This is a genomic window from Pseudokineococcus sp. 1T1Z-3 (assembly GCF_037482365.1).
Taxonomy (GTDB): Bacteria; Actinomycetota; Actinomycetes; order Actinomycetales; family Quadrisphaeraceae; genus Pseudokineococcus.
In genome coordinates, this window is the sequence record NZ_JBBHZF010000019.1 from 18,903 (window position 1) to 30,937 (window position 12,035).

Annotated in this window: 10 protein-coding genes; 9 read left to right on the plus strand and 1 reads right to left on the minus strand. The window is 79.1% G+C overall.

Annotation, left to right across the window (positions count from 1 at the left end; all coding sequences use genetic code 11):
* The first annotated feature begins 76 nt into the window (after nucleotides 1-76).
* Nucleotides 77-3,562 (plus strand): glycosyltransferase family 2 protein, encoded by a 3,486-nt coding sequence (locus tag WDV86_RS06650; protein WP_339566821.1) that lies wholly within the window; start codon nucleotides 77-79, stop codon nucleotides 3,560-3,562.
* Entirely contained in the window at nucleotides 3,559-5,403 is a 1,845-nt protein-coding gene (locus WDV86_RS06655; RefSeq protein WP_339566822.1) for a DUF5719 family protein, read from the plus strand. The genes WDV86_RS06650 and WDV86_RS06655 overlap by 4 nt, the downstream gene beginning before the upstream one ends.
* 61 nt (nucleotides 5,404-5,464) lie before the next feature.
* On the opposite strand, the gene WDV86_RS06660 is transcribed toward WDV86_RS06655, so the two are convergent.
* Nucleotides 5,465-5,896, minus strand: a complete 432-nt coding sequence (locus tag WDV86_RS06660) for a metallopeptidase family protein (RefSeq protein ID WP_339566823.1) — start codon at nucleotides 5,894-5,896, stop codon at nucleotides 5,465-5,467.
* 68 nt (nucleotides 5,897-5,964) lie between these two features.
* Here WDV86_RS06660 and WDV86_RS06665 point away from each other — a divergent pair, with 68 nt between their 5' ends.
* From WDV86_RS06665 to ahcY, 7 genes are all read left to right on the plus strand, one after another.
* Nucleotides 5,965-6,405, plus strand: a complete 441-nt coding sequence (locus WDV86_RS06665; protein ID WP_339566824.1) for a DUF3499 domain-containing protein — start codon at nucleotides 5,965-5,967, stop codon at nucleotides 6,403-6,405.
* Nucleotides 6,406-6,548: 143 nt separating this feature from the next.
* Entirely contained in the window at nucleotides 6,549-6,824 is a 276-nt protein-coding gene (locus tag WDV86_RS06670; protein WP_339566825.1) for a hypothetical protein, read from the plus strand.
* A gap of 29 nt (nucleotides 6,825-6,853) precedes the next feature.
* Nucleotides 6,854-8,365, plus strand: coding sequence for a phosphomannomutase/phosphoglucomutase (locus WDV86_RS06675; protein WP_339566826.1), 1,512 nt, complete (start codon nucleotides 6,854-6,856; stop codon nucleotides 8,363-8,365).
* Nucleotides 8,362-8,613: a Trm112 family protein gene (locus tag WDV86_RS06680; RefSeq protein ID WP_339566827.1), complete on the plus strand. Its 252-nt coding sequence runs from the start codon at nucleotides 8,362-8,364 to the stop codon at nucleotides 8,611-8,613. The genes WDV86_RS06675 and WDV86_RS06680 overlap by 4 nt, the downstream gene beginning before the upstream one ends.
* On the plus strand, nucleotides 8,606-9,769 hold the full coding sequence (locus WDV86_RS06685; protein ID WP_339566828.1) for an SIS domain-containing protein: 1,164 nt from the start codon (nucleotides 8,606-8,608) through the stop codon (nucleotides 9,767-9,769). Before WDV86_RS06680 ends, WDV86_RS06685 begins: the two co-directional genes overlap by 8 nt.
* 231 nt (nucleotides 9,770-10,000) lie before the next feature.
* Nucleotides 10,001-10,285 (plus strand): hypothetical protein, encoded by a 285-nt coding sequence (locus tag WDV86_RS06690; protein ID WP_339566829.1) that lies wholly within the window; start codon nucleotides 10,001-10,003, stop codon nucleotides 10,283-10,285.
* Nucleotides 10,286-10,553: 268 nt separating this feature from the next.
* Entirely contained in the window at nucleotides 10,554-12,029 is a 1,476-nt protein-coding gene (gene ahcY, locus WDV86_RS06695; protein WP_339566888.1) for an adenosylhomocysteinase, read from the plus strand.
* The last annotated feature ends 6 nt before the right edge of the window (nucleotides 12,030-12,035 follow it).

Genomic DNA, 12,035 nt, shown 5'->3' on the forward strand with positions numbered 1-12,035 from the left:
CCGCCCGCCCGTCGCGACCCGCCCCGACGGCCAGGAGGCCGGGGGCACCACGCCACCTCCCGTACGGTTGCCCGTCGTGCCCTCCCCGTCCGAGCCCCACGCCGGGCCACTCACCGGGCCAACCACCGGGCCAACCACCGGGCCGCTCAACGGTCCCGCCGACGGTGAGCCCGACGCCGTCACGGTGACGGTCCTCCTGCTCGTGTCGGACACCTCGCCGGAGGCCCCGCAGCGGCTGCGCCGCGTGCTCGCCGCGCTCGCCGCGCAGACCCGCCGTCCGTCGCTCGTCCAGGCGGTTGCCAGCGGGTGCCACCCGGGCAGCCTGGAGGTCCTGCAGGAGCACGGCCTCGAGCCGTACCTGCGCCGGCGCTCGACCCCCGCGGAGCTGGTCCGGGTGCTGCCCGGCGCGCCGCCCTCGGGGCGTCGCCGTCTCCGCGGCGAGGACGGCCGCCACAAGGTGACGGGCAGCCAGGCCGGCGACGGCGGGTCGTCGGGCCGCGGACGGCCAGGCGCGCCGGACGCCCCCGACGCCACGGGGACGCCCTCGCTGGACGCCCCCGTCCCGTGGCTGTGGCTGCTGACCGACGACGTCGTCGCCGCGCCCGACGCCCTCGAGCGGCTGCTGGCCGCCGTGGAGCTGCGCCCCGGCGTGGCGGTCGCCGGCCCCAAGGTGCGCGACCTCGACGCCCCCGGACGGCTGCTCCAGGCGGGCTTCACGACGAGCCGGCGCGGCACGGCGCTGACCCGCGTGGCCGCCGACGAGCTCGACCAGGGGCAGGTCGACGACCGCGAGGACGTCCTGGCGGTGGCGGGCGCCGGGATGCTGGTGCGCCGGGACGTGCTCGACGAGGTCGGCGGCTTCGACCCGGCGCTGCCCCTCGACGGTGCCGACCTGGACCTCTCGCGCCGCGTGCGGATGGCCGGCCACGGCGTCGTCACCGTGCCCTCGGCGGTCGTCGAGCGGCCCGGGCGCCACGCCCAGGTCGTCGGGGGAGGCCCGGCGAGCGCCGCGTACACCCGGCTCGTGTCGGCCTCGCCGCTCGGCCTGCCCTTCGCCCTCGTCGGCGTCCTGCTCGCGGGGGCGATGCGGGCGCTGTGGCGCTTCCTGCTCAAGGACCCGGGCCACGCGCCGGCCGAGCTCGGCGCCGTGGTCGGCGTCGTCCTGCGGCCCGACCGGCTGGTGGCCGCTCGCCGGCGCGCCGCCGCCGTCTCGGTGCGCGGGCGCTCGGCGCTGCGGCCGCTGCTGGCCTCGCCCGGGGAGGTGCGCCGGCACCACCGCGACCGCTGGTCGCTGCGGCGGGCCGCCGCCGAGGTGGAGGCCGAGGACGCTGCGCGCGCCGCCGAGCACCCCCGGACCCGTCCCCACGCCCCGGGTGGGCTGCCGCCGCGGCGCGACCCGCTCGCCGCGCTCGTGCTCGTCGGTGCCCTGCTCGCCCTCTCGGTGCTGGCGCTGCGCCGCCTCCTCGGCCCGGGCGGCGTCGTGCAGGCGCCGGCCCTGCCCCCGGCGCCCGCAGAGGCCGCGACCTTGTGGGCGGCCGCGCGCTCGTCCTGGTCGGGCAGCGGCACGGGGGTGGCCGCCCCCGCCGACCCGCTCGTGGGCGTGCTGGGCGCGCTGTCAGCCCCCCTGGCCGGGCGCCCCGGCCTGCTCGTGGCGGCGGTGCTGCTGCTCGCCGTCCCGGCCTCCGCCGCGGCGGCGTGGTGGGGCGCGGGCGCCCTCACCCGCAGCCGGCTGCTGCGCGCGGCCGGCGCGCTGGCGTGGGCCGGAGGCATGCCGCTGCTCCTCGGCGTGAGCACCGGCCGGCTCGGGCCCGTGGTGGCGCACGCCGCGCTGCCCTGGCTGGCCCGCTGCCTGCTGTCGGGCTACCGCGCCCGCTCCGGACGCCGCGCGTGGGCGGTGACCGGGGTGACCGCGCTCGCGCTCGTCGTCGTCGGCGTCGGCGCGCCGGTGCTCCTGGCGCCCGCGCTGCTCGTGCTCCTCGCCCTGGCGGTGAGCGCGCGCCGCCGGCTGCCCCTGCTCGTGGCCGGGCTGCCCGTCGCCGCGGTCGTCGGCCCGTGGGCGCTGGCGGTGGCCGCGCGCGCCGGCGAGGGGCCGACCGGGCGGGCGCAGGCGCTCGGGGCCCTGCTCGGCGGGCCGGTGCCCCCGGTCGCGCTCGCGCAGACGCCGCTCTGGCAGCAGGTGCTGGCGCAGCCGCTGGACGCCACCGGCGTCGCGACCGACCTCCTGGGACTGCCGAGCACGTGGCCCGCGTGGCTGCTCGTGGGCCTGCCGCTGGCCGCGGCGGCAGCGCTGGCCGTCGTGGCCCTCGTCGCCGCGGTGCTGCGCCCGCGCGCCGTCGGGGGCTGGGCGCTCGTCGCGCTCGGGACGGCGCTCGCCGCCGCCGCGGCGTCCGTGGGTGCCGGCGTGGTCGACGGCGGCGACGGGGCGGTCGTCGCGCCCGCCTGGTCGGGGCCGGCGGCGAGCACCGTGCTGCTGGGCCTGCTCGTCGCGGCGGTGCCGCTGCTCGCCGGTCCGCTGGGCGCGACCGGACCACGACGTCCGGCTCCCGACCGACCGGGGCCGCGGGCGGCGCGCCTCGCCGCGACCGTCGTCGTGCTCGCCCTCGCCGGCGGGACGACGGGCGTCTGGACGCTCGCCCAGGCCGGGACCGGCGACGAGCAGGCCGCAGCCCTGGGGCTCGTGGCCCGCGGGCAGGGCCCCCAGCTGCCCGAGACGGCGGCGGCCGGCGCCGCCTCGGGGCCGGGGCTGCGCACCCTCGTCCTGCGCCCCCCGGCCGCGGCCGCGGGCACCGGTGCCGACGACGCCCGCGCGCCGGAGGCGGCGGACCTCCCCGCCGGTGTCGCCGGGGCCGACGACCCACCGCCGGTGACGGCGGTGCTCGCGCGCGCCGGCGTCGACCTCGCCGGCACGAGCTCGCTCGTGGCCGCGTCCGCGGCCGCGCCGGGGGAGCAGCCCGCGGACCGGGCCGCCGCCCCCGTCGCGGCGGCCGCGGCGGCCCTCGTCGCGAACGACCCGGGCGCCCGCGACGCGCTCGCCGTGCTGGCGGCCGGCTTCGTGGTCCTGCTGCCGCCCGAGGGTGCGCTGTCTGCCGCCGGCACCGACGCCGCCTCGGCGCTCGACGCCGTCGACGGCCTGCAGCGGGCCGCCGAGGTCGACGGGGCCGTGCTCTGGCGCGTCGCCCCGCCCCCGGAGGGCACGCCCGACGTCGGGGTGCTGCGCGTGCTCGACGCCGACGGGCAGGTGCAGCAGGTCGTCGCCGCGAGCGCGCGGAGCGGGTCGGCCCCGCTCGACCCCGGGCCGGAGGGCCGGGTGCTCGTGCTGGCCGAGCAGGCGGACCCCGGCTGGGAGGCGACGCTGTCGGGCGAGGCCCTCGAGCCGGCCGAGGCACCCGCGAGCAGCCCGTGGGCGCAGGCCTTCGCCCTGCCGGCCGACGGTGGCCAGCTGGCCGTCCGGCACGTCGGGGGCTGGACCTCGCCCGATGGCCCGTGGCCGTGGGTCGCCGGCGTCGGGCTGCTGCTCGCGGCGCTGCTCGCGGTGCCCCTGCCGGGGCGGAGGACGGCATGAGCGGCGCAGGCACGGAGGACGGCATGGGGAGCGCAGCGGCGCAGGACGGCACGAGCAGCGGCTGGACGCCGCAAGAACCGGCCCGTCAGCAGGAGGCCGCCGACCGCGGCGAGCCCGGGCCGCCGGGCCTGCGCCACGGCCCGCGCCTCCTCGCCGCGGTCGCCTCGGTGGCGCTCGTCGTCGGGACGGCGGCGCTGGTCGTGGTGGAGGACGGCGTCGTCGACCACGTGGCCGCGGCGGTGCCCGCAGGCGCCGGGGTCGTCGAGGTGGGGACCCAGCCGGGGGCCTCGTCGCTGGGCTGCGCGGGCGGGCCGGTCCTGACGGCGGCCGTCGAGGAGACGGACGAGGAGTTCGCCGCGGAGCAGTCCCCGACCGACCGGCGCCTCGTCCTCCTGGCCGACGGCGCGCAGGGGCCGCTGGTCGTCACGGCGCCCGTGGAGTCGGCCTCCTCGACCACCTCGGGTACGGCGTCGGCGCCGGCGACGCAGGTCGAGCCGACCGACGACGGCGTCGCCGTGGTCGAGGGGGCCGGCGGCTCCGGCGGCGCGGCGACCGTGTCGGTGACGGGCCCGACGGGCCAGGCGGCGCCCTCCCTGTCAGGGCTGTCGACCTCGCTCACCCCCGACGGGGACCTGCGGGGCCTGTCCGCGTCCTCGTGCGCGGCGCCGACGTCGGACGCGTGGCTCGTGGGCGGCTCGACGGCCGCAGGCACGAGCACGCGGCTGTCCCTGCTCAACCCCGGCGCGACGGCCGCGGAGGTCAGCCTGGGCGTGCACACGCCCGAGGGGGTCGTTCAGCCTCCCGGCGGCCAGGACGTCGTCGTCCCGCCGGGGGAGCGCTCGGAGGTCCTCCTCGACGGGCTCGTCGAGGAGGCGGTCGAGCCGCTCGCCGTCCATGTGACGAGCACCGGCGGCTCCGTGGCACCGTCGCTCGTCGTCTCGCGCCTGGTCGGTATCGTGCCGCGCGGCGTCGAGGTCGTCACGCCGGCGGCGGCCCCGGCGCTGACCCAGGTGGTCCCCGGGCTCGCGACGGCCGGTGCCGGCTCGGCCGTGCTGCGGGTCGTCGCCCCGGGGGAGGAGACGGCGACCGTCGAGGTCGACGTGCTCGCCGACGAGGCGGGAGCCGCCGCCGCGGCGGGCCTCGCGACGTCGGTCGCCGTGCCCGCGGGCGAGGTCGTCGACGTCCCCCTCGGCGGGGTGCCGGCAGGCGCCGCCGGGGTCGTGGTGCGCTCGGACGTCCCCGTGACGGCCGCCGTCGTCCTCGCGCGCAGCGCGGGAGCCGACGACCCGGACGGGCCGGCCGACCTCGCCGTCGCGCCCGCGACCGCGCCGCTCGCGCCCGGGGCGGGGCTGGCACTGCCCCGGGGCGATGCCGGCCTGGGCGCGCAGGTGCTGCTGACGAACGCCGGCGCCGGGCAGGCGACGGCCTCCGTGGTCGGCCTCGCGGCCGACGGCGCCCGCACCGACCCCTTCGAGGTCGCCGTCCCCGCCCGGTCGACGCGCACCCTGGACCCGGCGCAGGTCGGCGAGGGTCTCACCGGTCTCGTCGTCGTCGAGGTCGTCGTCGACGCCGAGGCCGAGGCTGCGGCGGAGCAGGCGGCGGCCGAGGAGACCGAGGAGGCCGGTGGTGCTGACGGGGGTGCTGACGGTGGGCAGGGCGGCGCCACGCAGGACGGTGGGCAGCCGGTGTCGCCGGCCCCTGCCGCGACGGGCCTGCACGCCGCGCTCGTCCTGGTGGCGGCGGACGTGCCCGGGGCGGTCGCCGTCGTGCCGCCGTCGTCGGTGCCGGCCGCGGCGGGCAGCACGCCGGTGCTCGTGGCCCCGCCGGGCCGGTGGCCCTGAGCCGGACCCCCTCGCAAGGCTCGTCACCCTCGACCTGAGGTCGAGGGTGACCAGGGGTGCGTCAGTCCTCGCGGTAGTGCGGGTCGAGCCGCTCGGGCTCGGTGCCCAGGGCGTGGGCGACCTGCTCGACGACGACCTGGTGCACGAGGTCCTCGAGCTCGGCGGGCTCGCCGGCCCGCGTCTCGACCGGTCGGCGGTAGACCACGACCCGGGCCGGCGCGCCCCGCTCGGCCGGGGTGTAGCGCCCGAGGGGGACGGCCTCCCCGACCACGTCCGACGGCTCGCCCGGCGGCACGTCCTCGACGGCGAACTCGATGTGGGAGAGCGGCTGGTCCAGCACGCGCTCGACGTCCTCGACCGCGTCGAGCACGAGGTCGTCGAAGCGTTCTCCCCGGGTGCGGGCGGCGGGCAGGCCCGCCGGCAGCAGGGGCCCCCGCAGCCCGCGGCCGCGGCGGTCGCGCCGGCGCCGGGCGCGGTGGGCGGGGTCGGGCACACCGGGAGGTTACGGCGCGCGGCGTGGGGCCGCGGCGCCCTCGGGCCCGGCGGGTAGCGTCGTCGCCCGTGACGACGACGAGCGCGGCGGGCGGCCGGGGGCGGCCCCGGGTCCGGCGGTGCTGCCGCAGCGCGTGCCCCCAGCCGCCCGTCGCGACGCTGACGTACGTCTACGCCGACTCCACCGCGGTGCTCGGCCCCCTCGCCGCGACGGCGGAGCCGCACACCTACGACCTCTGCGCCGGCCACTCGGAGCGGCTGACGGCGCCCCGCGGGTGGGAGGTCGTGCGGCTGGCCCCCGACGTCCCGGCCGGCCGTCGCAGCGACGACGACCTCCTGGCCCTGGCCGACGCCGTCCGGGACGCCGGGCGGGCCCGGCCCGAGCCGTCCGCGACCGTCCGGGGCGCCCCGCGCGGCGGCCCTGAGGGCGGGGGCGGCGAGCGGAAGGCGCGCGAGTCCGCGCGGCGGGGGCACCTGCGCGTGCTGCGCGACGGCGGCTCCCAAGGCTGAGGGGTCGGGCCCGCCCCGGCCCGAGGAGGGCCTCGTGCTGCTCCGTCCGGGTGACGTGCTCAAGCCCGGTCACCCGATCGCCCGATGCAGGGGTGGTCACGCCGCGCCCACGCGGCCCGTCTGCAGCCCCGAGGAGTTCCTCCGTGCCCAGCACCCGCGCCGCCGCCGTCCCCCGCCCGCGCACCCGTCGCCCCGCGCCGGTCGTCCCGCTCGGCTCGCTGACGCAGACCGCGGCGTCCGAGGTCGTCGGGTGCCCCTCGTGCGAGGCGCCGCGCGTGACCCGCCTGGCCATGACGCTGACGGACGGCACGGCGGCCGTCTTCACCTCCTGCGGGCGCTGCGACCACCGCGGCTGGGAGGCCGACGGCGTCGGCCTGCGCATCGAGGACGTGCTCGCCCGGACCCGTCGCCCCGCCTGAGCGGGGGGCGCGCCGGTAGCGTCCGCCGCGTGAGCAGCCCCGACCCCGACCTCTCCACCATCGTCAAGGCCTACGACGTCCGCGGGGTCGTCCCCGACCAGTGGGACGAGACGACGGCCCGCGCTCTCGGCGCGGCCGTCGCAGACGTCCTCGTCCTGGAGCCGGTGCACCCGGCCGGCGGGGCGCACGAGCCCGGCGGCGCCGCGCGGCCTCGCCTCGTCGTCGGGCATGACATGCGACCGAGCTCGGACGGCCTCGTCGACGCCTTCGCCGCCGGCGCGCAGGACCGCGGCGCCGACGTGGTCCTCATCGGCCTCTGCTCGACCGACGGGCTCTACTACGCCAGCGGCGTCCTGCACGCGCCGGGCGCGATGTTCACGGCGAGCCACAACCCGGCGCGGTACAACGGCATCAAGCTGTGCCGGGCCGGCGCCCGCCCGGTCAGCCTCGACTCGGGGCTCGCCGCGGTGCGCGACCACGCGAGCGCGTCCCTGGCCGCGGGTGGCCACGACGTCGTGGACGGACGGGGCGCCCGCCGCGAGGAGGACCTGCTGCGCGGCTACGGCGAGCACCTGCGCCAGCTCGTCGACCTCTCCGGCTCCCGCCCCCTGCGCGTCGTCGTGGACGCCGGCAACGGGATGGCCGGGCTGACCGTGCCCGCCGTCCTGGGCGAGGCCGCGGGGCTGCCCGCGCTGCCGCTGGACGTGCGGCCCCTCTACTTCGAGCTCGACGGCACCTTCCCGAACCACGAGGCGAACCCGCTGGAGCCGGCCAACCTCGTGGACCTCCAGCGGGCCGTCGTCGACCAGGGCGCCGACGTGGGCCTGGCCTTCGACGGCGACGCCGACCGCTGCTTCGTCGTCGACGAGCGGGGCGAGGCCGTGAGCCCCAGCGCCGTGACGGCGCTCGTGGCGCTGCGGGAGATCGCCCGCGAGCGGGCGCAGGAGGACGAGGCGGCCGTCACGGTGATCCACAACCTCATCACCTCGGCCGTCGTGCCCGAGCTCGTCGAGGCCGCCGGCGCCAGCGCCGTGCGCACGCGGGTGGGGCACTCCTACATCAAGGAGGAGATGGCGCGCACCGGGGCCGTCTTCGGCGGGGAGCACTCGGCGCACTACTACTTCGCGGCGTTCTGGGGCGCCGACACGGGCATGCTCGCGGCCATGCACGTGCTGGCCGCGCTCGGCAGCAGCCAGGGGAGGCTCTCGGAGCTGGTGGCCGACTACGCGCCCTACGTCGCGAGCGGGGAGATCAACTCGACCGTGCCCGACGTCCCCGCCGCGGTGGAGCGGGTCCGGGCCGTCATGGCCGCGCGCGGTGCCGGCGTCGACGAGCTGGACGGCGTGACGTTCACCGCGCCGCTCACTCCGGACGACGCCGGGGGAGGTCCCGGGAGGGGCCCCTTCGGGCGGGCCTGGTGGGCCAACCTGCGCGCCAGCAACACCGAGCCGCTGCTGCGCCTGAACGTCGAGGCCGTCGACGCCGCGACGATGACGGCGGTGCGCGACGAGGTCCTCGCGCTCGTGCGGGCCGACGCATGAGCGCCGGGACGGGCGGCGCGGCCGCGGGCTCGCGGCTGGAGGAGCCACCGGCCTGGCTCCGCGAGGTGCTGCGGTGCCCGGCCACCGGCGGCCGCCTGGAGGACCGTCGTGACGGCGAGGGACGCCTGGTGGCCCTCGTGGCGGTCGACGCCGACCCGCCGCTGCGCTACCCCGTCGTCGACGGCGTCCCCGTGCTGCTCGTCGACGAGGCGGTCGCCGAGCCGGCGGCCGGCGCGCCCGGTGCCTGAGCTCGACGAGGGGCTCCTCGACGACGCCGACGCCCTGGCCGCCGCCGACCCCGCCTCGGTCCTGCGGGCGCTCGCGGGGGCCGGCGCCCAGGTGCGGCGGGCGCTGGAGCTGGTCGAGGAGAGCCCGGCCTCGCGGTGGGAGGCCGCCGACCGGCCGCGTGCCGTCGTCGTCGCGGCGCGGGGCGGGGCGACCGTGGTCGCCGGGGCGCTGGAGGCGCTCGCGGGCCAGCGGGCCGCCGTCCCCGTCGTCGCCCGGACCGGCTCGGTGCTGCCGGCCTGGGTCGGGGCGCTGGACCTGGTCGTGGCGGTGTCCCTCTCCGGCCGGGCGGGGGCGACGGTGGCGCTCGCCGCCGAGGCCGGGCGCAGGGGCGCGCGGCTGCTGACCGTCAGCGCCGCCGGGTCACCGCTGGAGGCGGTCTGCGCCGCGGCCCGCGGGGTGCACGTGCCGCTGCCCGAGCCGGGCCGGGAGTCGACGTCGGCCCCGACCTCCCGGACGGCGCTGTGGTCGCTGCTGACGCCGGCGCTCTGCGTCACCTCCTCCCTCGGCGTCCTGGCCCCGATCGGGGAGACCTCCGGGGCGGCGGGCGCGCGCGAGGCGCTGGAGGAGGTCGCCCGGGCGCTGGACGACGAGGCCGAGGCCTGCCGCCCGTCCTCGGAGGCCTTCGTCAACCCGGCCAAGACGCTGGCGCTGGATCTCTCGGGCGACGTCCCGGTGCTGCTCGGCGACGGGGACCTCGCCGGCGTCGCGGCCCGGCGGGCCGCGTCGGTGCTGGCGCGCACCGCGCGGGTCCCGGCCGTCCACGGCCGGCTGCCCGACGACGCCGGCGACGTCGTGGCGACCTTCGGGGGGCCCTTCGCCGCCGCCGCGGAGGACGACCTCTTCGACGACCCCTTCCTCGACGGCCCGGCCCGCAGCCGCCTGCGCCTCGTGCTGCTGCGCGAGGCGACCACCGGCCCGTCCTCGGCCGTGCTGGCGCTCGCCGAGCGCTCCGGGGTCCGCACGAGCGACGTCGTCGCCGACGAGGGCGGCCCGCTCGCCCGCTTCGCCCGGCTGGTCTCGCGCACCGACTTCGCGGCCGCCTACCTGGCCCTGGCCAGCGGTCTGGACCCGGCCACCTCGCCGCACGTCGCCGAGCTGCGCGACGTCCTGGGCTGAGCCTGCTCCTCGCCGGCGGCGCCCGCGGACGGCTCTCGGGAGAGCGCCCGGGTCGAGAGGTATGTCCCGTTCCGGTCACGGCCCGGGGTGCCCTGCGCGGCGCCGGGGGCGGGGGGTCATGATGCGGCCATGCGACGACGCATCGCCCGGACGGGGCAACCGTGTGCTCCGTCCGGGGAGCTCCTGGGTGCACCCCCTCCAGCGCTGGCGGGCTCCGCCCGAAGGGGTGCCATGGCCTCGGACGACCTGACTGCCCCTGCTGTGCCCGCGGGCCTGCTCGCCCCGGCCCAGGTGCGGCCCCGTCACGACGACCTCGAGGGCGCCGGCGGCCACGTCGTCTTCCGCGACGTCGCCCCGTCGTGGCGGGTGCGCGAGGCCGCCGACGTGGCCGACCCCGAGGACGACCTCGGGCGCGGCACGCCGCTGCAGGCCATGGCGGGCTGGGGGGCGGCGTTCGTCCTGGGCGCGAGCACCTGGGCCGGCGGTCTGGCGCTGGTCGTCCACGTCTTCGGCTGAGCGGCCGCGCCGCCGCCGGTGGTGCCCGGCGCGGACGTCGCGGCGACCACGCCGGCCGGCGGGGCCCGGCCGGGCCCGCGGCCGACGGCGTACCCTGAGCGGGTCCGGCGTCGGTGGTGACCGCAGGCCCAGAGGGGCCGCGCCGGTGGACCTGAGCCCCAGCGCGGGCTCCGCCAGGACCCCACCCAGGAAGGACGTCCCCGTGACGCTCACCGCCCCTGCCCAGCCCGCCGCGACCGCCCCCACCGGCTCGACGGCGCCGGCGGACCTGCCCGACGCCGTCGTCGTCGGCGGCGTCGAGCACCGCGTGGCCGACCTGGGGCTGGCCGAGGCCGGCCGCCACCAGATCCGCCTCGCCGAGCACGAGATGCCCGGTCTCATGGCCCTGCGCGAGGAGATGGGCCCGGCGCAGCCGCTCGCCGGCGCCCGGGTCACGGGCTCGCTGCACATGACGGTGCAGACGGCGGTGCTCATCGAGACCCTCACCGCGCTCGGCGCCGAGGTCCGCTGGGCCAGCTGCAACATCTTCTCGACCCAGGACGAGGCCGCGGCCGCCGTCGTCGTCGGCACCGGCACGCCCGACGCCCCCGCCGGCGTCCCGGTCTTCGCCTGGAAGGGCGAGACGCTCGCGGAGTACTGGTGGTGCACCGACCGCGCGCTCGACTGGAGCCGCGAGGGCCACGACGGCCCCAACATGCTCCTCGACGACGGTGGCGACGCCACGCTGCTGGTCCACCAGGGCGTCGCGGTCGAGAAGGCCGGCGAGGTCCCCGGCGCCGAGAGCGCCGAGAACGCCGAGCACGCCGTCGTCCTGGAGACGCTGCGGCGCAGCCTGGCCGCCGACGGCCAGCGCTTCACCCGCCTGGCGGCGGACCTCAAGGGCGTCACCGAGGAGACGACGACGGGCGTCCACCGCCTCGTGGAGATGTCCCGTGACGGCGCGCTGCTCTTCCCCGCCATCAACGTCAACGACGCCGTCACCAAGTCGAAGTTCGACAACACCTACGGCTGCCGCCACAGCCTCGTCGACGGCCTCAACCGGGCCACCGACATCCTCATCGGCGGCAAGGTCGCCGTCGTCTGCGGGTACGGCGACGTCGGCAAGGGCTGCGCCGAGTCACTGCGCGGCCAGGGCGCCCGGGTCGTCGTCACCGAGGTCGACCCCATCTGCGCGCTGCAGGCGGTGATGGAGGGGTACCAGGTCACGACGCTGGAGGACGTCCTGACCGTCGCCGACGTCGTCGTCACGACGACGGGCTGCAAGGACGTCGTCACCGCCGACCAGATGCGGCGGATGAAGGACAAGGCGGTCGTCGCCAACATCGGCCACTTCGACAACGAGATCGACATGGCCGGGCTGGAGAAGGTCCCCGGCGTGGTCCGCACCCAGATCAAGCCGCAGGTGCACGAGTGGGTGTTCGCCGGCACGGCGGAGGAGCCCGAGCACAGCATCATCGTGCTCTCCGAGGGCCGGCTGATGAACCTCGGCAACGCGACGGGGCACCCGTCCTTCGTCATGAGCTGCTCGTTCTCCAACCAGGTGATCGCCCAGGTCGAGCTCTTCACCCGCACCGACGCCTACGGCACGGGCGTGCACGTGCTGCCCAAGCACCTGGACGAGAAGGTCGCCCGCCTGCACCTGGGAGCGCTCGGCGTCCGGCTCACCGAGCTCACGCAGGGCCAGGCCGACTACCTCGGCGTGCCGGTCGAGGGGCCGTACAAGCCCGAGGCCTACCGCTACTGACGCCGG